We start from the raw sequence: 22,803 nt of genomic DNA on the forward strand, positions 1-22,803 counted from the left end.
ATGTAATCGAAATCACTTCAAACCCACTTTTGCCCACCCTCTTTACGAAGGAGAAGAGAGAATGAACAAGAACGTAGTTCTGAACCGCCGTACCCTGCTTTGGGGTACCGGTATTCTGGGAACCACCGGCCTACTGACCGCTTGCGGTGGCTCAGGCTCTAACACCACCAGCGCTGCAACCGCCAGCATGGCAGCAGCCGGTGATGAAATTAAGGTCGAAATCAACGAGCAGGACGTCGCTAACCTGCAGACCGGTGGCGTCGTCAACCTGCCTGTTAGCTCCCTGGGCCCTGATTTCAACATCTCCTCCCAGAACGGTAACTCAGCAAATAACAGCTTCGTTCTCTCTACCTTCCACACTTCGATGACCAGCGGTATCTGGCAGTCAGACTTCGACGGTACCCCCAGCATCAACCCCGACTTCTGTGAGTCCTACGAGTCTGAGACCGTTGATGGTGTGCAGACCATCCGCGTCAAGCTGAACTCCAAGGCCAAGTTCAACGATGGCACTCCCATTGATATTGAGTCTCTGCGCACCTCATGGAACGTCTTCAAGTCCACCGAGGGCGACTACAACATTGTTACCTCGGGCATGTACGAGTTCATCGAGTCCATTGAAGAAGATGGCGATGCCTTCTCCGCTGTTGTGACGATGAAGCAACCCTACTACCCGGCAGATAACCTCTTTGGCACCCTGCTACACCCTGCTATGGCAGACCCAGCAGTCTTTAACGAGGGCTGGACCGACAACCCCAACCCCGACTACGGCGTAGGCCCCTTCAAGCTGGAAGAATGGAACTCAGCAGAAAAGCGCCTTTCCGTTGTTCCCAACGAAAACTGGTGGGGCACTAAGCCCATCCTGGACCGCATCACCTTCCGCCAGATGGAAGCTACTGCTGCCCGTGCTGCCTTCCGCAACGGCGAAATTGATGCAGTGGAAGCTCGAACTTTGGCTGCCTATAAGGACGTTGAAGGTACAGCTGACGCTGAGCCTCGTCGTTCTCTGCGCCTCTTCTCGGGTGGATTGAATCTTAATCCCGCCCGTATCCAGGATGTCGCTCTGCGCCGCGCAATCTTTGCTGGCACCGACCGCAAGGCCCTCTCAGACATCCGTTTCCAGGGCTTGAACTGGACCGAAGAGACTCCGGGCTCCATGCTTCTGCTGCCCATCTCTGAGTACTACCAGGATAACTACCCGGCAGAACGTGGCGTTGAGGCAGCCCAGAAGATTCTGGAAGATGCCGGTTACACCAAGAATGGCGACTACTACGCTAAGGACGGCACTAACGCCAGCTTCCGCGTGACCAACTTCGGTGAAGACCCCGGTTCAGCTGCCCTGGCTCAGACCATGGTTGAACAGATGAAGACCATCGGCATTGAGTGCTCCATCGACCAGCAGCCCAACGCTAACTTCGCCTCGGTAGTCGGCAACAAGGAATACGACATGACCTTCTCAGGCTTCACTGTTGGCTCCGATGCAACCTCAGCAACCCGTCAGTTCTACCACTCATCTAACCTCGACGGTGCCGCAGGCTCTGAGGAAATCGACGCCATGATTGCCGAGATGGAAAGGATTGAGGACGACGCTGAGCGTAACGCAAAGTGTAACGAGATCGAAAAGAAATTCATGGCCGAGTTCGCAACCCTCGGTACTGTCTTCAATGGTCCTAACATTTTCTACTGCAAGACCAAGCTGGCTAACTACGGTGCCGCTATGTTTGGTGGCCACTCTGCCAACCCCCACCTCTGGGCCCGTCTTGGCTGGATGAAGGACTAAGCTCCTCGAGTCTAAAAGTCTCCTAGAGTACCCCCTGACTTGCCCCATCACCTGATGCAGGTGGTGGGGCAAGTTGTTTGTTTAATCTGGGCTGTTATCTCAGCGTGCTGTTAGGCCTGTGGGTTGGTGGCCAGGGGAGGCGCTCTGAAGATGCTGAAAACATCAGAAAAATTTAGAGAAGCTAATCTATTTCTGATAAAAATACTCAGTGCTTATGGGGTCATTATATAAAATACGGGTTGAAAAAGAGTTACAGTGGCATGAATTACCTGCTAGGGTAGTCTCAATCACACAAAAGGTGTGGCGAACATTAAGTTCTGCTTATCTAAGGATGGCATCATGACTGCACGTATTAACCTCAACCGCAGGTCCTTCTTCATTGTCTCGGGCGTCGCCGGTATGACCGGCCTGCTCGCAGCCTGTGGCAGCAACAGCAATACCTCAAGCGCCGAAACCGGCTCAGCCCTCACCCGCGGAGACGACATCTCAAAGCTCGTAGCTATCAACGAACATGACCGCGCAGACCTGCGGACTGGCGGCGTCCTTAACCTTGCCGTAGCCACCCTGGGCCCCAACTTCAACGTCGCAACCCAAACCGGCTACACCACCAGCAATCTCAACGTCATGGCGGCCGTCAACACCGCCACCGTCAGCGGCCTCTGGGAAACCAACGCCCTGGGCGAGTACAGCATCAACACCGACTACTGCACCGCCTACGAAGCTAGCGAAACCGACGGCGTGCAGACCATCTCCATCAAGCTCAACCCCCAGGCTAAGTTCAACGACGGCACCCCCGTGGACGTCAAGGCCCTGCAGGTGACCCACAAGACCCTCACCGAAGAGGGCTACAACATCGTAGACCCCGGCGTCTATGCCCACATCGCATCCATCGAAGAAGACGGTGACGCCTTCTCGGTTAAGATCACCATGACCGAACCCTACTATCCCATCGAGGGTCTCTTCGGCACCGGCCTGGTGCACCCCGCCATGGAAGACCCCGCAATCTTCAACGACGGCCTGCTCGATACCATCAACAACGACTACCTCTCCGGCCCCTACAAGGTCGATAACTGGGACTCTGCCCAGAAGATGCTCACCGTTGTGCCCAACGAGAACTGGTGGGGCGAAAAGCCCCTGCTCGACCGCATCACCTTCCGCCAGATGGAAGCCTCTGCAGCCCGCGCAGCCTTCCGCAACGGCGAAATCGACGCGGTGACCGCTAACAGCCTGACCGCCTACAACGACATTGACGGCACCAGCGGCGCTGAACCCCGCCGCGGCCAGAACCTCTACGCCGGTGGCCTGGTCATCAACCCTGAGCGACTCACCGACACCGCCCTACGCCGCGCAATCTTTGCCGCTATCGACCGTAAGGCCATCGCAGCCGTCCGCTTCAACGGTCTGAACTGGACCGAAGAAGTACCCGGCTCTATGATGCTCATGCCCTTCGCCACCGACTACCAGGACAACTATCCAACCGAAACCGGTGCAGAGGCAGCCAAGAAGATCCTGGCCGATGCGGGCTACAGCCAAAACGGTGACTACCTGGCCAACTCTTCAGGCAATGCCAAGTTCGTCATCACCACCTTCGGCGATGACCCGGTTTCATCAGCTACCGCCCAGACCATCGTGCAGCAGATGAAGGCTGCCGGTATCGAATGCACCATCGATAACCAGCCCGACGCAAACTTCTCCACCGTCATCGGTAACAAGGAATATGACGTGACCTTCTCCGGCTACGGCATCCTGGGTGAAGATGCATCGGGTTCAGCAGAGTACTTCTACCACTCAGCCACCTACAACGGCATCGGCACCGACGAAATCGATGCGATGTGTGAGCGCCTGCGCACCATCGAATCAATGGAAGAGCGTAACGCCCTGTCCAACGAAATCGAGAAGAAGCACATGGCAGAGGTCGCCACCATGATTCCCATCATCAACGGCCCCGAAATCTGGTTCTGCAAGACCAACCTGGCCAACTACGGTGCTTTCCTCTTCGCCCGCCCCTATGCCAACCCGTCCGCCTACATCAACGCAGGCTGGATCAAGGAGTAGGTTCAACTCCCAAATTTCCACTTTTTCGCCGGTTTTCGACGGTTTAGCCGTTGAAAACCGGCGAAAGTGTCGAAACAGGGATTCTGACTCTCAACCGCGCAAACCCGGCGGCTCCTTGCCTATATACGTTATTCTTAATAGCTGATTCTTAAATTTGTTAGCGGGCCCCTATAAGCCCGCGACGCCCATCCAGCCACGAAAGTAGTGCACAGCCCGTGTTTAATTCACTCTCAGACCGGTTGACAGCAACCTTCAAAAACCTGCGCGGCAAAGGCAAGCTGACTGAAGCAGATATTGACGCTACAGTACGCGAGATTCGCCGTGCCCTGCTGGATGCCGACGTGGCCGTCCCCGTCGTCCGCGAATTCACCTCCCACATCAAGGAACGCGCCCTGGGCGCCGAGGTTTCCGAAGCCCTCAACCCCTCCCAGCAAATCGTCAAGATCGTCAACGAAGAGCTGGTCAACATTCTGGGTGGTCAGACCCGCCGTATCAACATGGCCAAGACCGGCCCCACCATCATCATGCTGGCCGGTCTGCAGGGTGCCGGTAAGACCACCCTGGTCGGTAAGCTTTCCCACTGGCTCAAGAAGCAGGGCCACACCCCCATGCTGGTGGCTTCTGACCTTCAGCGCCCCAACGCCGTCAACCAGCTCAAAGTGGTGGGTGAGCGCGCTGGCGTGCCCGTCTACGCTCCGCACCCCGGCGTCACCAGTGAGTTCGATGTTCCCACCGGTGACCCCGTCCAGGTTGCCCGCGACGGTGTAGCTGAGGCTCGCGCCAAGCTGCACGATGTGGTCATTGTCGATACTGCAGGCCGCCTGGGTGTTGATGCCGAGCTCATGCAGCAGGCCCGCGACATCCGCGACGCCATTGAGCCTAACGAAGTTCTCTTCGTCATCGATGCCATGATCGGTCAGGACGCCGTCAACACCGCTAACGCCTTTAACGAGGGCGTCGACTTCACCGGCGTTGTGCTCTCCAAGCTGGACGGTGACGCCCGCGGTGGTGCCGCTCTGTCTGTTGCTTCGGTGACCGGCAAGCCCATCATGTTCGCCTCCACCGGTGAAAACGTCACTGATTTTGAGCAGTTCCATCCCGACCGCATGGCCAGCCGTATTCTCGACATGGGTGACGTGCTCACCCTGATTGAGCAGGCCGAGCAGACCTGGGATAAGGCCGAAGCTGACCGCATGGCCAAGAAGTTCGTTGACCAGGAAGACTTCACTTTTGAAGACTTCCTGGCCCAGATGCAGCAGATTCGCAAGATGGGGTCCATGAAGAAGCTGCTCATGATGATGCCGGGTGCAGCCCAGATTCGTCAGCAGCTGGAGAACTTCGACGAGAAGGAAATCGACCGCGTCGAAGCGATCGTACGCTCCATGACCCCGCACGAGCGCGTCGCTCCCAAGATCATCAACGGTTCCCGCCGTGCCCGTATCGCTAAGGGTGCCGGTGTGACCGTTTCTGAGGTCAACATGCTCATGGAGCGTTTTGCCCAGGCCCAGAAGATGATGAAGAAGCTGGCTAGCGGCAATATGGCCGGTATGCCCGGTGGCATGCAGATGCCCGGTATGGCCGCTGCCGGTGGTGCTGCCCGCAAGAATAAGGGCAAGGGTAAGGGCAAGCAGAAGGCTCGTTCCGGCAACCCGGCAAAGCGCGCCCAGCAGGAGCAGGCAGCTGCTGCTAAGCAGCAGGCTGCTCTGGGCTCGGCCTTTGGCCAGCAGACCCAGGACGTGAAGCCTGAGAATCTGAACCTGCCTAAGGGCTTCGAGAAGTTCCTCAAGTAAAACCTACCGATAGGGCAGGGGTAAGCAGTTGGCTTACTCCCGCCCTGTGGCTTATAAGGACGCTTGTGGGTAGGGGCAGTTCTGCTGAGAGAGTGCAAGGGCCTCTCTACCTTTTACGCTGTGGTCTGGCGCTGTACATTGGGTGTAGTAACCGCCCGTCAAGAAGGAGCAGTACCGTGGTTGATTCTTATCTGCCTGAAGAAGAACTGAAGGCTTTTATTGAAAGTCTGCCCACCCGTCGTCTGGCGGCCGGCGCTGTGATTCGGAATGAAGCGGGGCAGATGTTGCTGGTCAAGCCTAACTATAAGGACGGCTGGACTATCCCGGGCGGTACCGTTGAGGCGGGTGAAGCTCCACAGCCAGCTTGCTTCCGTGAGGTGGTTGAGGAAGTTGGCCTTACCCTTGAACCTGGTCGTCTTCTGGTGATCTTCCATGGCCTGCAAATGGATATCTGGGGTGACTCCACTTACTACATCTATGACGCCGGTGTACTTCCTGCCCATGCGGTCATTACTCTGCAGGAAGAAGAGCTGACCGCTTATAAATGGGTAGCGCCCGAAGATTTGGGTAACTACTTTGATCAGGGTCAGGCCTACCGTTTGCAGCAGGCTTTCCGTGCCCTGCAGACCGGGGCCGTGTACGAGTTCTCTAGCGATTCACCTGCAAGCTAGTTACCCCTGCGTCATGTGGCCCGGGGCAGAGCTCTGCCCGTTTGATGAAGCGTTGAGAAGGATTGTAAGCATATGACTGAATCACACCGTGACCCCGCCCAGCAGGGTGCCTCCCAGGGGGAGGTTGTGGGTTCTGATGTGCTGTGGGTGCGTCTGTGCATTGATCGTGCCCAGCCCTGGGGGAGCTGGCGGAAGCTAGTGCCTGCCCTATACAGCGGCGCGTCTGATACTCAGCAGGGGGCGGACGCCGGTGAGCAGCTTGCCCTGCCTGCTGACGTTGAGCAGCAGGTTCGGGATCAGTTAGAGAGCATTATCGGCATGATTCGGGAGCAGGCTCAGGGAGCTGACCAGAGCTACGAGTACACCGATGAAGACATCAAGAGCGTTGAGGAGCTCGCTGCCGACCCCGATAAGTTCGATGACCTGATTCAGCAGACTATGCAGGCAGAGCAGGGGAGCGAAGAGTTCCTTGCAGAGCTTGACCAGGTGCCTACTGAGGTTACCGCAGAGGAGCTTCAGGCGCTGACCGGCGACCCCACCCCAGAGGCTCTGGCCGCGATGGAAGAGCTGAACTGGGAGATTACCCCTCAGCTAGCGGGTTATTTAGAGTCGGTGGCGACGGTGACGGCCCTTGAGACGGACGGACGCCGCGCCCAGCTCTTCGTGCTGTGCGAGCGGGTGCCGGGGCAGGCGTCCTTGCGCACCGTGGAGACCGACAGCACCGGGGTGCTGTTGCCCGGTGTGCCCCTGAACGAGTTCCTGACCCAGATGGACGCTCTCTTTCCAGGTGTCGCTGACCTGCTGCCCCAAAAGCCGGGGGAGGACTACCACCTGGCGTCCTTCTCCCAGGGCACCGATTCCCTGAGCCTTGACCCGAACGGGGTGAGTGCTGCGCTGGTGGAGCTGTCGATGGCTGACCTTGCCACCTACATGCAGCCTGAGCTTATGGCCGGTGAGGTTGAGGCGGCACCTGCCGATAAGAGCTGGTCGCTGCTCACCGCCGACCCCCGCACCCTGGCCAACCTGCTTGAAGCCATGAACGTGCCCTCGATTGTGGCTGAGCAGACCCTCTTCGGCCAGAACCTGACCTTCGTGCTCCCGGCTGATTCCACCGGCCCCGAAACCGGTAGCGTCACCGACTGGGTTAACCAGGTCATGGGCACCCCCGACTCGGGTCTGGTGGGTACCGTGCTGACTTTCAGCTGGTCGCCCCTAACAAAAATCGGCTCTGCCCTTGAACGGGTCTCCAGCGAAGTGGGCAACCTGGTCTGGAGTCTGCCGGGCCTACTCCCGGCACCGTTCAGGGAGCTAGCTGCCCGTGACCAGCTCGAACAGCTCATCTGGCTCTACGGGCTCGATGAGCAAACCGCGAACCGCCTGACCAACTACGTGCTGGACTGCGAAAGCTCCGACGGTCTGGAATCCACAATCCATGCCCTCGAACTGCCCGAAGAATTGCTCAAGGTGCTCACCGGGGCTGTACACCTTGATGAGTTCGTGGGCTACCGAAAATTCGCCCCCGATATGAACGGGCTGGAGCGCTTCAAGGAGAGCGTCACCGCCTACCCCAACGGCACCGATACACTCAGCACCGTGAGCCGGGAAATCCGGGAACGCCCCTGGCTTCTCACAGCGGACGCCACCGCCCAGCTCGGTGCCTCCGGCGCCCTGGCCCTGTGGGCAGCCCGGCGCGTAGCGCAGGGGCGTTCACCCCGCGCGGCCCTCATCGCAGCAGCCACCCTCGGGGCTACCGGCGCAGCTGAACTGGTCATCGCGCGGGTCTACCACCGCCTGCAGGCAGCCGAGAAATTGCCCACGGTCGAACACCACCAGGTGCGGCCCCTCTCACTGACCGAAGAGCTCCGCGCCCAGGCTCAGCAGCAGGCAGAAGAAACCTCCGAGCCGCAGACCCCCAAGGTCGTCCGCAACGCCCAGAAGCTGGGCCGCCAGGCAAGGCAGATTGCCCGGCAGCAGCTGGGGCGTTTCTTCGGCGCTCGTGACTAAGAGCCCGGCTCCCTCCGCCTCGCGGGGGAGCCGCCAGCGCCCTGGTCTTGATACAGTGGGCAGGTGAACACAGCCACCCGTTTTTCCTTCTCACAGATAGACCCTGACTGGGAGCGCCCCACCCCGCCGGCGGCGTCCTTGCGCCGGGACATGCTGGTCTGGCTCGTGGTACTCGCTACAACCCTGCTACTGAACGCCGCCTACCACTCCGCGGGTTTTCTGGGGGATGACGCCCAGCAGATTCATCACTCCTACTGGGCCGCTGCGGCGATGACGCTGCCGCTTATTTTCCGCCACGTCTACCCGCTGAGCATGATGCTTCTGGCCACCGCGCTCTTCTTTGCTCTGAGCTATGTGTCTGAAATAGCGCCCGCTACCCTGAGCTACCAGCTCTGCTACTTTGCGGTGCTCTTTGCCGGTATCGCCTGGGGTAAGAACCGCACGATGACTTGGATTGTCTATGCCCTGGTCTGCACTGCCGCCCTCATCTGGATTGTGCTTGCTTGGGTCGTGACCGACTCGGCCTACAGTATGGCGGGCGTTGAAGAGTATTCTGGCGGGCCTTTTAGCCAGGCGACCGCCGGCTATGTGATGGCTTGTGTAACGAATCTTTTCTACTACGGGTGCGCCGCCCTGATGGGGCGCACGGCCTGGAACCAGGCCTACCAGCGGACCGTCCTTGCGGCCCAGGCCCAGCAGCTAGAGCGGCAGGCTGAGCAGATGGCCCAAGACGCCGTGACCCGCGACCGCCTGCGCATCGCCCGGGAACTCCACGACTCGGTGGGCCACCACGTCTCATCCATGGGGATTCAGGCAGCAGCTGTCCGCCGGGCCCTGAGCAAGAAACCTGAACTGGCAGCAGAGCCCCTGGCCAACATCGAAAAGCTGGCCCGCTCGTCGGTCTCTGAAATGAAGAACCTGATTCGAGTCATGCGGGCAGCCGGGGAAGCGGAGAATGGCGGCGGTTCGGCGAAAGAACCCCAGGTTGCTGAAATTTTTGACCTGGTAGAGCACATGAGCTCGATCGGCGTCCAGACCCGGCTGCAGGTAGGGGAGCAGGACCTTGCCCGGCTGACCAACCTTCACCAGGGAACCCAGCTGTCCATCTACCGTATGGCTCAAGAAGCCCTGACCAACGTGCGCAAGCATTCAGCTGCCCAGAATGTGGTGCTGGCCCTGCGTACCGGCGGCAGCCCCGGCGCCCACTGGGCTGAATTAGAGGTCACCGATGACGGCCCTGCCACCGGCCCAGAGCGGGGAGAGGGCCAGAATACATACCCGATCCTAGCCGCCACGGCTACGGCCTGCAGGGCATCCGGGAACGGGCTGTTGCCCTGGGCGGTACCTGCTGGACCGGACGCCGCCGCGGCGCCCCCGGCTGGAAGGTGCAGGTACGTTTCCCCATAGATATTGACGAATCCCACGACATCCACGCCTCTAGGAGCGCCTCATGACCCTCAAAGTACTGTTAGCTGATGACCAAGACATGGTGCGTTCCGGTTTCGCCCTCATTCTCTCGATGGAGGACGACATCGAGGTGGTCGGCCAAGCCCGCAACGGGGCCGAGGCTCTCGACCTTGCCGTAGCTACCCGCCCCGATGTGGTTCTCATGGACGTTCAAATGCCCGTGATGGACGGAATCACCGCCACAGCCGCCCTCACCGAGAAGCTGCCCGGCACGTCCGTCCTAATCCTCACTACCTTCGACCGAGAGGACTACCTCTTCTCATCCCTGCAGGCCGGGGCCAGCGGCTTTCTGCTCAAAACCTCAGACGCCGACGAGCTGGTTGAAGCTATCAGGAAGGTTGCCGGCGGTCTGGCCCTGCTTTCGCCCAAGATGACCCTGCCGCTCATTGCCCGTTTTGTGGAACAGACCAAGGGGCAGGACGCCGCCGCGCAGGCAGGTAGCTCCGGGACGGTCAAGAGCGGGGGAGTACGCTCCGCCCAGGAGCTGAGCCCCGAAGACGCCTTCGCCTTAGACGCACTCACCCCCAGAGAGAAAGAAACCCTAGAGCTTCTCGCCCAGGGCCTCACCAACGCAGAAATCGCAGAAAAACTCTTCCTCGGCGCGGCAACCGTCAAGACCCACGTCTCTAACATCCTGGCCAAGACCCACAGCCGCGACCGCGTCGGCGCCGTCATCTTCGCCCACCGGGTAGGGCTAGCCTAGATTCTTAACCCAGCTTCTCAGCGTCCACCCACAATCTCCCCCGCCCGGCTCCACCCGGCGGGGGAGCCGTTATGCTCACAGCCTTCCTAGACTTGAGGTACAAGCTACCCAAAGGAAGTGCCCCATGACTGACCGAACCATAGAAGTGCGTGACCTTACCAAGGTCTACGGCAGCAGCCCCGGTGCCACCACCGCTGTAGAAAAAGTGAGTTTTACCGTTGAACCCGGATCCATGACCGGCTTCCTTGGCGCTAACGGCGCGGGTAAAACCACCACCATGCGCATGATCATGGGCCTGCTCGAACCCACCGACGGACAGGTACTCTACGGCGGGCGCCCCATCACCGCCGCAGACCGCGCGGGTTTTGGCTACATGCCCGAAGAACGCGGCCTCTACCCCAAACAGGCTATCCTTGCCCAGCTCGTCTACCTGGGCCAGCTGCGCGGTATGAGCGCCAGCACCGCCCGCACCATCGCCACCGACCACCTCACCGAACTGGGGCTGGGGGAACGCCTGAACGACAAGCTCGAATCCCTCTCCCTCGGCAACCAGCAGCGGGTGCAAATCGTAGCCTCTATCCTGCACCAGCCCACGGCCCTGATCCTTGACGAACCCTTCTCTGGCCTTGACCCTAAAGCCGTAGACACCATGGTCTCCATGATGCGCGAGCTCATGCGCAACGGGGTTCCCATCCTTTTCTCTTCCCACCAGCTCGACCTGGTTGACCGTCTCTGCGACCGCGTCGTTATTCTGCACGGCGGGACCGTCCGCGCCAGCGGTAGCGCCACCGAACTGCGCGAATCAAGTGCCCCCCGCTACCTCTACCGGGGTGGGGAGGACGCCGCCTGGCTCCGCGACCTGGCCGGGATCAACGTCCTCGACGTCTCCGGTACCGACGCCGTCGTCGAACTGGTCCCCGGCGCCGACCTGGCCAGCGTCCGCCACCAGATCCTGAGCACCGGACTCCACCACGACATGCACGAGTTCTCCCGCCAGCTCCCCACCCTCGGCGACATCTACCGAAAGGCTACCGGCCAATGAACACCGCACCCACCCGCTCCAGCACCGCCCCCAAAAACGCCTGGCAAATCGTCGCAACCCGCGAAATCATGGTCAAGCTGCGCGACAAATCCTTTATCGGCGGAACCATCTTCTCCCTCGTCATCATCCTGGCCGCAATCCTCATCCCTTACTTTATGGGTTCAGGGTCAACCCACTACACCGTAGCCACCAGCGACGACCGAGCCACCTCCCTGGTCACTGCCGCTGAAGCCAGCAGCGACGAGAACACCAGCTACACCGCCACCCAGGTCGACAGCGCGGATGCCGCCCGCACCCTCGTTGCCGACGGGGACGCGGACGCCTACCTCGCCCCCACAGACCAGGGCTGGGAACTCGTCTTCGACTCATCACCCGACAACAGCCTGGTCACTGAACTAGGTGCCGTCATCACCTCCACCGTTACAGCCGAAAACGCTGCCTCAGCCGGTGTCGACCTCGAAGCCCTGGCAGCAGGAACCCAGGTGAGCACCAGCGTCCTCTCCGGCAACCAAAACGCCGCCCTCGCTTTCCTCATCTCCATGGTCTTCGCCATGATTTTCTACATGACCACCGTGCTCTTCGGCGTAGCCATCGCCAACTCCGTGGTCGAAGAAAAACAAAACCGCATCGTCGAAATCATCGCCACCGCTATACCGCTCGGCCAACTCCTCGCCGGAAAAATTGTGGGCAACATCGTGCTAGCCATCCTGCAGGTAGCCGTCTACGCAGTCGCCGGCCTCATCGGCATGCAAATCACCGGAAGCACCTCAGAATTCGGCTGGATCCTACCCTCAGCCGGCTGGTTTGCCCTCTTCTATATCGTCGGCTTCGCAGCCATCGCCACCATCTGGGCCGCCGTCGGCGCCATGGCAGCCCGCACCGAAGACATCACCAACCTCTCCAACCCCATCACCATGGTGCTCATTGCCGCCCTCTTTGCCGGTATCTACGTCTCAGAAACCTGGCTCAAGATCATCTCCTTTGTGCCTGTCCTATCCTCAATCGCCATGCCCCGCCGCCTGCTCACCGAAGATGTAGCCCTCTGGGAACCCCTACTCGCCCTCGCCCTCACCTTGGCAGTAGCCGCCCTTCTCACCCGGCTCGGTGCCCGCATCTACCGCGCCAACATCATGCGCGGCGGAACCTCGGTAAGCTGGAAGCAGGCGCTTAGGAAATAGGTCTGATGTGTGTGTGGCGGGCTGCCCCAGCGCCTGAGCTCGCGCTCGCTGCCGACCTTCTCATCCGGTTCGCTTGCGCTCACTAGGTGATTCACGCCAGCCCCGAGCCAGCAGCTTCGCTACGAGCTCTATGCGCTGGAGTGGTCTGGGTCAGCTTGCTCACAACACGCTCACTCCATAGAGCGTAACTCTAGATTAAGCGGGGCGGAGCTGGCATACTTGACGGGTACTCGATTTTTCCCGGCCCCTCTCATCCGGGAGAAATTGTGTCCGCAGAGGTCTTGACGAAGCCCGCCCCACGAGCTGACACCTGACCTCGAACAGTTATAGAAAACAGGAGAAACCACTACAGTGGCTGTTAAAATTCGTCTGAAGCGTTTCGGTAAAATCCGCGATCCCCGCTACCGTGTTGTAGTAGCTGACTCACGCACCAAGCGTGACGGTAAGGCTATCGAGGAAATCGGCATTTACCACCCGACCGAGAACCCCTCACGCATCGAGATCAACTCAGAGCGTGCCCAGTACTGGCTGTCAGTTGGCGCCCAGCCCACCGAGCAGGTAGCTGCTCTGCTGAAGCTGACCGGCGACCTGGCTGCGGCCAAGGGCGAAAAGGCTGAGTCAACCGTAAAGCCCGTTGACGCCAAGCCCGAGTTCGTTGTTCCCGAAAAGGGTTCCGTCATCCTTCCCGAGGCAATCACCTCCAAGGGCGAGGACAAGGCTGAAGAAGCTCCCGCAGAAGAAGCAGCTTCTGAGGAAGCAGCTGAGTAATCATGTTGGCTGACGCTCTCGAACACCTCGTTCGGGGTATCGTCGACAACCCAGACGACGTCCAGGTACGCGCCAAAACCGGCCGCCGGGGCGAAACCCTGGAGGTTCGCGTGAACCCTGATGACCTTGGCCGTGTCATTGGCCGCTCCGGCCGCACCGCCAAAAGCATCCGCACCGTAGTCAACGCCATCAACGACGGCGACCACGTGCGCGTAGATGTCATCGACACTGACCGACGACGCTAACTGAATATACATGAAATGCCCTGGTGTATGATTGATTACCCGGGGCATTTTACTGCCCGCTCCGTAAACCATGCATGACAAGGAAAGTTACGACTCGATGACCATTTCTCCAATTTATACTTCTGAACCGATGGTAACGAGAGCGCTTGCTGCTGAGATTCGTCATAATCCAGATCAGTTTGTGGCCTTTCTTGAAAATCTAACGGATAAGGCCTTCGGTAAATTTTTGGTAAGTTCGCGGGGATAAAGATTATTACATGGAAAAAAGCTTTAGCACAGTTCCGAGATTCTCGTATTACTGAACAAGACCTTCAGCCAATCAAAACTCCAAAGGTATTTCACTTATCTAATTGGAATCTCAGTTCCAGAGGATACCAGTAATTATTTTGACCCTGAGCTACGTGATGAGAAACCAGGATGGATTGAACATCTCCAAATCCTTGATGCAGAGGTTATTGCAGGCAGAGAGAAAGAGCTTATGCTTAGTAAGTATAAGCCTGGTAAAAGTAAACGTGAATTAGGCAAGTATAAGAACGCACTAGCTGACAAGTACCTCTCAGGTAAAACTTGGTTAGCTAAGGGGTATACAGATGGTTGGGCTTTAGGCATTAAATCTGAGAAGCAACATATAAGCAGTTTGAATGAGATGGCTGATGTTTTTGAAGAAGTACTCAAACGCTGGTTTGAAGCCGAAATCTCCAGGTAGCATTTCTTAAACATTGTGGGTGGTTTGCTGAAAGCTTATTCAACAGAAGATGGGGTGGCAGGCTTGCAGCGAAGGTGTGAGCCTGCAGAACCCCTTATGAATCATCCTCACTTTCTGGCGTGGGGCTTTTACCCGCCCATCGGCGTCCGCAAAACCCGGTAAAGTTATACCCAAACCCCACAATACCTTTACCCCCAAGGAGATACGCGTGCAGGTACAGGTCGCCCGCATCGGCAAACCCCACGGCATCCGCGGCGAAGTCACCGTCCAGCTCTTCACCGACGCCCCCGAAGAACGCTTCGCTCCCGGGGCCGTACTCGATATCGAAAACTTCAACCCTGCAAGCCCCGCAGGCACCATCGCCCCCGCTGGTACCCTCACCGTCAAAAAATCCCGCTGGAACAAAAAAATCCTGGTCGTAGCCTTCGAAGAAGTCACCAACCGCAACCAGGCCGAAGAACTCCGCGACACCCGCCTCACCTTCGACTCCTCCGCAGAAACCGACGCTGACAGCGACGACGAAGGCTACTACGAGCACGAACTGCTCGATCTGCCCGTCTACCTGGCTGCCGACGTCAAGGACGGCTACCTACCCGAAGAGCCCATCGCCGTCGTCACCGGCCTGCAGACCATGCCCACCCAGGACCTGCTGATTCTCGAAAACACCGCAGACGGTGAAGAAGTTATGATCCCCTTCGTCGAAGAACTCATCCCCGCTATCGACACCGAAGAAGGCTACATCATCATCAACCCGCCCGCCGGCCTGCTCGAACTCAACAGCGACGATGAAGAAGCAGAAGCCGAGACCGAGAGTGAGCACAACTAACGCTCATGCGCTTTGACGTCATCACCATCTTCCCCGAATACCTGGCCCCGCTAGAGCTTTCCCTCATGGGCAAAGCCCGCGAATCGGGCAAGGTCGACCTGCACCTGACTAACCTGCGTGACTTCGCCCTTGACCGGCATAAAACTGTTGACGATACCCCCTACGGCGGGGGAGCAGGCATGGTTATGAAACCCGAACCCTGGGGCCTTGCCCTGGATCAGGCGCTTGCCGCCTCACCGGCGTCCGCACGGGCGGACGGGGGCAAACCCCTGCTCATCGTGCCCTCACCAGCTGGCACCGTCTTCAACCAGCAGCTGGCCTACGACCTGGCAGAAGAAGAGCACATCGTATTCGCCCCGGCCCGCTACGAAGGCATTGACGAGCGGGTGCTGGACTGGGCTGAACAGGAATTTAGGGTGCTGCCCGTATCAATCGGCGACTACGTGCTCTACGGGGGTGAAGTGGCCGTGATGGTGATGATTGAGGCCATTACCCGCCTGATTCCCGGTGCTATGGGCAATCCCGAGTCTCTGGCTGAAGAGTCCCATACCGGCGGGCTGCTGGAGCACCCGGTCTACACCAAGCCCGCTACCTGGCGAAACCAGCAGGTGCCGCCCGTCCTGCTCTCTGGTAACCATGGTGCCATTGCCCGCTGGCGCCGCGACGAGCAAATCAAGCGCACCTTCGCCCGCCGCCCCGACATGGTCAAGGCCTACCCCGCAGAGAACTGGGCCAGGAAAGACCGCAAGCTCCTGCAGGAGCTGCACACCGAGCAGAAAGCTGCCAAAAAAGCTGAGCGCGAGGCCGGGCTCGCGAACGAAGGCTAGTAAAGTAGGTAAGCTCACAAGCAACACGCGGACGCCTGCCCCGGCACCCCTGGCGCGGGTGGGTTTTCTGTGGGATAATTTTTCTTTGTGTTCATGCTGGGCACGCCCCTGCCGCAGGGGGAAGAGCGACCTATAACAGCGTGAACCACCGGCTCTGACCGTTCAGAGCACGGTGAGTAAAGAATTCATCGCAGACAGCATCAGTCTGGCACCACCCGGTGACCCCTAGACACTGCCTGCGACATACACCGAATATGTTTGACCTGCGGCAGAGATATTCACGGAGAAACTCAATGCAGACTCTTGACTTCATTGATAACAAGTCACTTCGCACCGACATCCCCGAGTTCGGCCCCGGCGACACCCTGAACGTACACGTCAACATTGTTGAAGGTAACCGTAGCCGTGTCCAGGTCTTCAAGGGCTTCGTTGTTGGCCGTCAGGGTGCTGGCGTCCGCGAAACCTTCACCGTCCGCAAGGTTTCCTTCGGTGTTGGCGTAGAGCGTACCTTCCCCGTACACTCTCCCGTCATCGAAAAGATCGAGGTTGTCACCCGCGGTGACGTCCGCCGTGCAAAGCTCTACTACATGCGCGACCGCCACGGTAAGGCTGCTCGTATCCGCGAGAAGCGCGAAGCCTAAGCCATTTAGGTTTCACCAGATTTATGGAGACTGGCGTAAACGCCGACTCTTCTGAGGCAAGGCGCCAACCCTTTCTACAGGGCTGGCGCCTTGTTGCTGTCGCCGCAGCCCTCGCCTTCACCGTGTTCCTGGTGGCTCGTTCCTTTTTCATTGATGTGTTCTACATACCCTCAAGCTCCATGGAACCCACCTACGAACCGGGTGACCGTATTCTAGTCTCAAAACTAGCTACCGAGCCCCAGCGCGGCGATGTGGTCGTCTTTGACGGTACCGGCTCCTTTGCCCCCTATGTGCCCGGCAGCCCCTGGGTGCGTGACCCGCTCAGAACCGCGGGGCAGTGGCTCGGGTTAGTGGGCTCAGATACGGTCTACATCAAGCGCGTCATCGGGGTAGCTGGCGATACCGTCGAATGCTGCGACGCCCAGGGCTATCTTCTAATCAACGAGCAGCCTTCCGAAGAGTCCTATCTTTACCCCGGCGACAGCGCCAGTGAGGTGAGCTTTAGCGTGCAGGTGCCCGAAGGACGCATGTGGGTGATGGGCGACCACCGCTCGGCGTCCGCTGACTCCCGGGCCCTGCTAGGGGCGCCCGGTGGCGGTATGATTCGCACCGAGAAAATCATCGGCACCCCGGTCTTCATCACCTGGCCGGCCCACCGCTTTGGTCAAGCTCCCAGCTAAAACCACTAAACTATCCTCTAAACACGTTCACAGCAGAAGGGTGCGGGCTCATGGAGCAGCAGAAAAACTCAGACAGCATCGAGGCAGCGGCACAGGACGCCACCACAGCCTCGACCGATAAACCCCGCGGCGGCAAGCGCCGCCGCGAAAACAGCGCGGTCAAAGAGTACGCCCTGATTATCCTCTACGCGGTGCTCATCGCCTTCCTGCTGAAAACCTTTGTGGTTCGCGGGTTCTACATTCCTTCTAGTTCTATGGAAGATACCCTGCAGATCAACGACCGCGTTTTTGTGAACGTGGCAGGTGGACTGTTCACCGAAGCCGAGCGCGGTGACATCGTGGTCTTCAAGGACACCCAGGGCTGGATGCCGGTCTCTACCAGCTCTAACCCCGTGCGCGATGCCCTAGCCTTTGTGGGAGTGATGCCCGATAGCTCATCAAACTACCTGGTCAAGCGTGTGATTGGCGTGGGCGGTGACCACATCGTGGGTACTGCCGATGGCCGCATCACCGTCAACGGCGTAGAAATTGACGAGACCTACCTCAAGCCCGGTGTAAGCCCCACGGAGCTTCCCTTCGACGTGATTGTCCCCCAGAACTCCTACTTCGTCATGGGCGATAACCGCTCTAATTCTGCTGACTCCCGCTACCATATTCAGACCGGCACCGAGTTCATCAACGACGCCGACGTCGTGGGCGAAGTCTTCGTGGTTGCCTGGCCCCTGTCTAGCTTCACTTTCATTGGTGAGGCCAGCGATGTCTTTGCCGATGTACCCGATACCGAGTAAGACCGTGCCAGCTAAAGAACCCGCGTCCGCTGATCTGAGCGTCGAAACCCAGCTCTTTGCAGCGGGCAAGACCCTGGTGGCGGGTATGGACGAGGTGGGGCGCGGTCCACTGGCCGGGCCGGTCACCGTGGGGGTCGCCGTGATTGATGCGAGCGCCCAGCTCAGCATCGAGGGGCTCATCGATTCCAAGGCCCTGACCGAGAAAAAGCGGGTGGCCATGGCTCCGCAGGTGAAGCAGTGGGCCGTGACTGCGGTGGGGCACGCCAGCCCTGCTGAAATCGATGCTCTGGGTATCACCACGTCCCTGCGTTTAGCGGGGCAGCGGGCTCTTGCCCAGGTGGCCCGGGCTGGGGCCTACCCTGACGCCGTCCTCTTGGACGGCAAGCATAACTGGCTTTCTGCTCCCGAGGCTGACCTTTTTGCAGACCTTGATCCGGCAACTGCCCTCTACCGTGGGCTGGTGGCTGAAGCCTGGGCAGGTCTGGCGGGGGAGTCCGGTGGCTGGTTCGGGCCGGTGCAGATGGAGACTAAGGGGGACTACCGTTGCGCCTCTATCGCGGCAGCCTCGGTGGTGGCTAAGGTGGAGCGCGATACCCTTATGGACGAGCTGGACGTGTGCTACCCCGATTACGGCTGGGTGAAAAATAAGGGCTACGGGTCGGGTGCCCACCGCACCGCGATAGAAACGATGGGGCCAACCCCCTTGCATCGGCTGAGCTGGTCGTTGCCGGCTACCGAGGCACAAATCCAGCAGGCTATGGTGGAACGAGAGAAGGAAGAAGTATGAGCCAAGAGGATCTTGAGAGCTACGAGTCAGGTGCCCAGCTAGCTCTGTATGAAGAGTACAAGAATGTAGCTGAGCTCTTTACCTATATCGTTGAGACCGATCGCCGTTTTTACCTGGCCAACCAGGTGCAGGTGACCCCGCGAACTGCTGACAGGTCTCTGTACTTTGAGGTTGAGATGCAGGACGTGTGGGTGTGGGATATTTTCCGCCAGTCTCGGTTTGTTAAGAACGTGAAGGTGTATTCGGTGCGCGATGTGAACGTTGAAGAACGCGCTGCCGCCGAAGACCTGATCGTGCCGACCATGAGTGATTTCGACCCCGGTTCGGCCTAAAAGCTAGCGTGTGAGCCCGCCTCCTTCCTGTGAGGGAAGGGGCGGGTTTTTCGTATACAGAGATGCGAGGACGCCCGGTGCAGCTGGCTGGGGATAAGGACGTGCGGGGCGTCATGGTTGCGTCATGGCTGTACCGTTTACGAGCGTGCAGATGGGGTCTATCTGGTGCTGACCTGTTGGTATAGGGAGGAGTGGATATCCACAGCCAGTACAGAGGTAGGTAGAATCAGACCTGGCAGGTCATGATGGGGCTAACCCTGATACTTGAAGGAGGCCCCCATGAACCCCGCATTACAGCCATCCTCGCCCCATGCGTCCTTGCGGCCCAAAGAGGTGGGGCGCTGGGGTGAAGATATCGCCCTGGCGGTCTTAGAACGGCAAGGCTATACCCTCTTAGCTCGTAACTGGCGGCCTGCACGAACTGAAGAGCGGCCGCGGTGGAGTGGTGAACTTGATTTGATTATGCGCGATAGCGACCAAACCCTGGTCTTTATCGAGGTTAAAACCCGTTCTGGTGCGGGCTACGGGCACCCGCTTGAATCCATTACTGCCCGGAAATGCCAGATGCTACGACAACTGGCCTACGCCTGGTTAGCAGAAAACCGGGCTCCCTATTCCACCATGAGAGTAGACGCTATTGCCCTGTGCGGGAGCCCCACGGATTTCACTTTCGAGCATCGGCAGGCGGTGGTGTAGCCGTGGCCTTCGCACGAACCTATTCGGTTGCCCTGGTGGGCGTCACCGGTTATCTCGTCGAAGTAGAAGCCGATATCTCATCTGCCCTACCCGGCTTCGTCCTGCTCGGCTTGCCCGATAGTTCTTTGAACGAAGCCAAAGATCGGGTACGGTCTGCCTCGAAGAACTCCGGGCTGCCCCTACCACCCCAGAAACTCACCATCAACCTCACCCCGCCTACCCTTCCCAAACGCGGCTCGGCATTTGATGTGGCCATGTTGGTTGCAGCCCAGCAGGCGGCGGGGCAGCTAGGTTCATCAGGTCGCATGGTCTTCCTGGGCGAAGTCGGTCTCGATGGGAGCGTGCGACAGGTTCCCGGAGTACTACCTGCCGTCAAAGCGGCCCGCGATGCCGGGCATGAGCGGGTAGTTGTACCCGAGGGTAATGCCCAAGAAGCAGCCCTCATAGAGGGGGTTGAAGTGACCGGGGTCAGCTGTCTCGCTGAAGTGTTTGAACTCCTGGGCTGCCCCGAACCAGAAAAACTCAAAAGACCAGCTCAGGTGGGGATCCAGAAGACCGTTGCGGAGCCCAACAGCCCGCAGCAGAGCGCTGATATGGCAGATGTTGCCGGGCAGGCCGAGGGGCGCCTAGCCCTTGAAATAGCAGCTGCAGGTGGTCACCACCTGTTGCTGACCGGCCCACCCGGTTCTGGCAAGACCATGCTGGCAGAACGCCTCCCCGGTATTCTTCCTCCGCTCACACCACAAGAAGCCCTGGATGTCACCGCGGTGCACTCGCTCTGCCGCTCGGGTGAACCGCTCACCGAACTGATGACCAGACCGCCCTTCGAAGCGCCCCACCATACTGCCAGCGCACCAGCGATTATGGGAGGCGGTGCCGGGCTGCCTAAGCCGGGGTGCATCTCAAAGGCGCACCGGGGCGTCCTTTTTCTTGATGAAGCCCCGGAGTTTAAGCGCAGCGTTCTAGATTCTCTGCGCCAGCCCCTCGAAAGCGGCGAAGTCATTATTAGTCGCTCAGCTGCTTCAGCCCGGTACCCGGCTAGGTTCCAACTCGTTTTAGCTGCCAACCCCTGCCCCTGCGGTTATAACGTGGGGCGCGGCCTAGACTGCACCTGTACCAGTCGAGAGCGAAGATCCTATTTCAGTCGGCTATCGGGGCCCCTGCTCGACCGTATTGATCTTCATATCAGTGTTCCTAAAGTAACGGCCGCCGGCCTCGCTACCAGCGGCACCAACGAAAGCTCAGAGGAAATCCGTTATCGGGTCAGCCAAGCCCGCAAAGCCCAGGCGGAAAGACTGACCCCGCTGGGCGTGACTACAAACGCTGAGACGAACGGCAAGATTCTGCGCGGCCCTCTCAAGCTTTCAGCTCAACTTACCTCGTCCCTCTCCACTGCCCTGGACCACGGCACCCTCACAGCCCGCGGCTATGACCGAGTGCTACGAACCGCCTGGACTTTAGCCGATTTAGATGGATCAACCAGCCCCAGCCGAGACCACCTTGACCTTGCCCTCTACTTCCGCAACCACGCCACTGAAAGCTACCAGACATGACACATCACGACCCCCACCACGATATTCGTAGAGCCCGCACCGAGATCCTGCGCATTACCGACCCCGAGGACGTCGCCACCTACACCCTGCTTCGGTTAGTGGGCCCGGTCCGTGCCGCCGACTACCTCACCGGCCGTCAGGAGCTCACTCCACGTCTTCTAGCCCGCCACCTTGAGGAAGCTGGAGCACACGATCTCTCTGCGGCACCTGCCCTCGCTAGTGCCATCGGCGAACGGACACAGCGGTGGAAGAGCAGGCGGGCAGGTATCAGCGTTCAACAGGATATGGCTTTAGCCCGGGCCAGCAGCAGCTGGCTGTGTATACCCGAAGACCCAGACTGGCCACAGGCCTTGAATGACCTCGCAGAAAAAACTCCGGTCGGCCTCTGGGGCAGAGGAGACCGCCAGCTACTGGCCCAGCTCACCACCGAAAAGAGTTATGCGGTAGTGGGGTCCCGCGATGTCAGCTCCTACGGTAACTCAGCAACCAGCCACCTGGCCGGTGAACTAGCAAACCGGGGCTATACGGTGGTCTCAGGCGGAGCCTTTGGTGTAGATGCCACCGCCCATCGAGCAGCTCTCGCTACGGCGACGTCTTCCCTGCCCACCGTAGCGTTGATGGCGGGAGGCCTTGACCGTCTCTACCCCAAGCCCAATGAACGCCTGCTACACGAGATTATTGAACGGGGCCTGTTGCTGAGCGAGGTTCCCCTGGGGCAGAACCCCACCCGTTACAGGTTCCTCCAACGTAATCGGCTCATCGCCGCTCTCACCGGGGCCAGCATAGTTGTTGAAGCCCGCTGGCGCAGTGGCGCGCTCAACACCGCTCATCATGCCCTAGAACTGGGGCGCCCCGTCTATGCTGTACCCGGCCCTATCTTTTCACCGACCTCAGAAGGCTGCCACCGTCTGATTCGAGACGGTCTAGCCCAGCTTGTGACCGATGCCCGGCAGATTCTTGACGACAGAACCTCGGAGATAGCTGCAGAACAAACCAGCCTATTTGCAGCTCCTTCTGCCCACCAGCAGCTCCTGGATTCGCTCACCGAAACTCAAAGACGGGTGTGGGATGTACTGCCCCTCCGCACTCCGGCTACCGTTGAACAGCTCAGTGCTGACCTTGCGCTACCTGCCCGAACCGTCATGATTGCCCTAGCCCAGCTCAACCGACTCAACCTCGCAGAGCAGGAAGGCATGGGCTGGCGAAAAACCAAACCATCGGCGGAAAGCTCCGGGGGGATAGAATGAAGACCTGATCTCAGCCACCG

General features: G+C 59.2%; 22 protein-coding genes. All 22 read left to right on the top strand.

Annotated features, from left to right (window positions below; translation table 11 throughout):
* Nucleotides 1-61 precede the first annotated feature (61 nt).
* The 22 genes from E4U03_RS00705 (at nt 62) to dprA (ending at nt 22,783) form a co-directional block, all read left to right on the top strand.
* The gene (locus tag E4U03_RS00705) at nt 62-1,777 is read left to right on the top strand and encodes an ABC transporter family substrate-binding protein (RefSeq protein ID WP_135011084.1); all 1,716 of its coding nucleotides are present in this window, start codon (nt 62-64) and stop codon (nt 1,775-1,777) included.
* Nucleotides 1,778-2,116: 339 nt separating this feature from the next.
* A complete protein-coding gene (locus tag E4U03_RS00710) occupies nt 2,117-3,832 on the top strand; it encodes an ABC transporter family substrate-binding protein (protein ID WP_135011085.1) in 1,716 nt (571 codons plus the stop codon).
* A 215-nt stretch (nt 3,833-4,047) separates the two neighbouring features.
* Nucleotides 4,048-5,622, top strand: a complete 1,575-nt coding sequence (ffh, locus tag E4U03_RS00715; RefSeq protein ID WP_135011086.1) for a signal recognition particle protein — start codon at nt 4,048-4,050, stop codon at nt 5,620-5,622.
* A 176-nt stretch (nt 5,623-5,798) separates the two neighbouring features.
* On the top strand, nt 5,799-6,293 hold the full coding sequence (locus E4U03_RS00720) for an NUDIX domain-containing protein (RefSeq protein ID WP_135011087.1): 495 nt from the start codon (nt 5,799-5,801) through the stop codon (nt 6,291-6,293).
* A 72-nt stretch (nt 6,294-6,365) separates the two neighbouring features.
* Nucleotides 6,366-8,297 carry a hypothetical protein gene (locus E4U03_RS00725; protein WP_135011088.1) on the top strand — a complete coding sequence of 644 codons (1,932 nt, stop codon included), beginning with the start codon at nt 6,366-6,368 and terminating at the stop codon, nt 8,295-8,297.
* 63 nt (nt 8,298-8,360) lie between these two features.
* Complete coding sequence (locus tag E4U03_RS00730) at nt 8,361-9,704, top strand: sensor histidine kinase (protein WP_135011089.1); 1,344 nt, start codon at nt 8,361-8,363, stop codon at nt 9,702-9,704.
* A gap of 43 nt (nt 9,705-9,747) precedes the next feature.
* On the top strand, nt 9,748-10,467 hold the full coding sequence (locus E4U03_RS00735) for a response regulator transcription factor (RefSeq protein WP_135011090.1): 720 nt from the start codon (nt 9,748-9,750) through the stop codon (nt 10,465-10,467).
* Between the two features lie 124 nt (nt 10,468-10,591).
* The gene (locus E4U03_RS00740; protein WP_135011091.1) at nt 10,592-11,509 is read left to right on the top strand and encodes an ABC transporter ATP-binding protein; all 918 of its coding nucleotides are present in this window, start codon (nt 10,592-10,594) and stop codon (nt 11,507-11,509) included.
* Nucleotides 11,506-12,687, top strand: a complete 1,182-nt coding sequence (locus E4U03_RS00745; protein WP_135011092.1) for an ABC transporter permease — start codon at nt 11,506-11,508, stop codon at nt 12,685-12,687. Before E4U03_RS00740 ends, E4U03_RS00745 begins: the two co-directional genes overlap by 4 nt.
* Nucleotides 12,688-13,038: 351 nt before the next feature.
* The gene (gene rpsP / locus E4U03_RS00750) at nt 13,039-13,455 is read left to right on the top strand and encodes a 30S ribosomal protein S16 (RefSeq protein WP_135011093.1); all 417 of its coding nucleotides are present in this window, start codon (nt 13,039-13,041) and stop codon (nt 13,453-13,455) included.
* Between the two features lie 2 nt (nt 13,456-13,457).
* Nucleotides 13,458-13,700, top strand: a complete 243-nt coding sequence (locus E4U03_RS00755; protein ID WP_135011094.1) for an RNA-binding protein — start codon at nt 13,458-13,460, stop codon at nt 13,698-13,700.
* 478 nt (nt 13,701-14,178) lie between these two features.
* Complete coding sequence (locus E4U03_RS00760; RefSeq protein WP_135011095.1) at nt 14,179-14,406, top strand: hypothetical protein; 228 nt, start codon at nt 14,179-14,181, stop codon at nt 14,404-14,406.
* Nucleotides 14,407-14,614: 208 nt separating this feature from the next.
* Complete coding sequence (gene rimM, locus E4U03_RS00765; RefSeq protein WP_135011096.1) at nt 14,615-15,232, top strand: ribosome maturation factor RimM; 618 nt, start codon at nt 14,615-14,617, stop codon at nt 15,230-15,232.
* 5 nt (nt 15,233-15,237) lie between these two features.
* Nucleotides 15,238-16,059 carry a tRNA (guanosine(37)-N1)-methyltransferase TrmD gene (gene trmD / locus E4U03_RS00770; RefSeq protein ID WP_135011097.1) on the top strand — a complete coding sequence of 274 codons (822 nt, stop codon included), beginning with the start codon at nt 15,238-15,240 and terminating at the stop codon, nt 16,057-16,059.
* 293 nt (nt 16,060-16,352) lie between these two features.
* On the top strand, nt 16,353-16,700 hold the full coding sequence (rplS, locus tag E4U03_RS00775) for a 50S ribosomal protein L19 (RefSeq protein WP_135011098.1): 348 nt from the start codon (nt 16,353-16,355) through the stop codon (nt 16,698-16,700).
* Between the two features lie 23 nt (nt 16,701-16,723).
* Entirely contained in the window at nt 16,724-17,380 is a 657-nt protein-coding gene (gene lepB, locus E4U03_RS00780; RefSeq protein WP_135011099.1) for a signal peptidase I, read from the top strand.
* Nucleotides 17,381-17,430: 50 nt separating this feature from the next.
* Nucleotides 17,431-18,168: a signal peptidase I gene (gene lepB, locus E4U03_RS00785; protein ID WP_135011100.1), complete on the top strand. Its 738-nt coding sequence runs from the start codon at nt 17,431-17,433 to the stop codon at nt 18,166-18,168.
* A gap of 4 nt (nt 18,169-18,172) precedes the next feature.
* Nucleotides 18,173-18,955, top strand: a complete 783-nt coding sequence (locus E4U03_RS00790; RefSeq protein ID WP_245207628.1) for a ribonuclease HII — start codon at nt 18,173-18,175, stop codon at nt 18,953-18,955.
* On the top strand, nt 18,952-19,287 hold the full coding sequence (locus tag E4U03_RS00795) for a DUF2469 family protein (RefSeq protein WP_135011102.1): 336 nt from the start codon (nt 18,952-18,954) through the stop codon (nt 19,285-19,287). Before E4U03_RS00790 ends, E4U03_RS00795 begins: the two co-directional genes overlap by 4 nt.
* A gap of 279 nt (nt 19,288-19,566) precedes the next feature.
* Nucleotides 19,567-19,983 carry a YraN family protein gene (locus tag E4U03_RS00800; protein ID WP_135011103.1) on the top strand — a complete coding sequence of 139 codons (417 nt, stop codon included), beginning with the start codon at nt 19,567-19,569 and terminating at the stop codon, nt 19,981-19,983.
* Nucleotides 19,984-19,985: 2 nt separating this feature from the next.
* Nucleotides 19,986-21,536 (top strand): YifB family Mg chelatase-like AAA ATPase, encoded by a 1,551-nt coding sequence (locus E4U03_RS00805; RefSeq protein WP_135011104.1) that lies wholly within the window; start codon nt 19,986-19,988, stop codon nt 21,534-21,536.
* Complete coding sequence (gene dprA, locus E4U03_RS00810; RefSeq protein WP_135011105.1) at nt 21,533-22,783, top strand: DNA-processing protein DprA; 1,251 nt, start codon at nt 21,533-21,535, stop codon at nt 22,781-22,783. The genes E4U03_RS00805 and dprA overlap by 4 nt, the downstream gene beginning before the upstream one ends.
* Nucleotides 22,784-22,803: the final 20 nt, after the last annotated feature.

This window comes from Rothia nasimurium (genome assembly GCF_004569295.1).
Taxonomy (GTDB): Bacteria; Actinomycetota; Actinomycetes; order Actinomycetales; family Micrococcaceae; genus Rothia; species Rothia nasimurium_B.

Coding starts and splice junctions, on each gene's coding strand:
- E4U03_RS00705 (WP_135011084.1), top strand. CDS start 62: ATGAACAAGAACGTAGTTCTGAACCGCCGTACCCTGCTTTGGGGTACC.
- E4U03_RS00710 (WP_135011085.1), top strand. CDS start 2,117: ATGACTGCACGTATTAACCTCAACCGCAGGTCCTTCTTCATTGTCTCG.
- E4U03_RS00725 (WP_135011088.1), top strand. CDS start 6,366: ATGACTGAATCACACCGTGACCCCGCCCAGCAGGGTGCCTCCCAGGGG.
- E4U03_RS00735 (WP_135011090.1), top strand. CDS start 9,748: ATGACCCTCAAAGTACTGTTAGCTGATGACCAAGACATGGTGCGTTCC.
- E4U03_RS00740 (WP_135011091.1), top strand. CDS start 10,592: ATGACTGACCGAACCATAGAAGTGCGTGACCTTACCAAGGTCTACGGC.
- E4U03_RS00745 (WP_135011092.1), top strand. CDS start 11,506: ATGAACACCGCACCCACCCGCTCCAGCACCGCCCCCAAAAACGCCTGG.
- E4U03_RS00755 (WP_135011094.1), top strand. CDS start 13,458: ATGTTGGCTGACGCTCTCGAACACCTCGTTCGGGGTATCGTCGACAAC.
- E4U03_RS00760 (WP_135011095.1), top strand. CDS start 14,179: ATGCTTAGTAAGTATAAGCCTGGTAAAAGTAAACGTGAATTAGGCAAG.
- trmD (WP_135011097.1), top strand. CDS start 15,238: ATGCGCTTTGACGTCATCACCATCTTCCCCGAATACCTGGCCCCGCTA.
- rplS (WP_135011098.1), top strand. CDS start 16,353: ATGCAGACTCTTGACTTCATTGATAACAAGTCACTTCGCACCGACATC.
- lepB (WP_135011099.1), top strand. CDS start 16,724: ATGGAGACTGGCGTAAACGCCGACTCTTCTGAGGCAAGGCGCCAACCC.
- lepB (WP_135011100.1), top strand. CDS start 17,431: ATGGAGCAGCAGAAAAACTCAGACAGCATCGAGGCAGCGGCACAGGAC.
- E4U03_RS00795 (WP_135011102.1), top strand. CDS start 18,952: ATGAGCCAAGAGGATCTTGAGAGCTACGAGTCAGGTGCCCAGCTAGCT.
- E4U03_RS00800 (WP_135011103.1), top strand. CDS start 19,567: ATGAACCCCGCATTACAGCCATCCTCGCCCCATGCGTCCTTGCGGCCC.
- dprA (WP_135011105.1), top strand. CDS start 21,533: ATGACACATCACGACCCCCACCACGATATTCGTAGAGCCCGCACCGAG.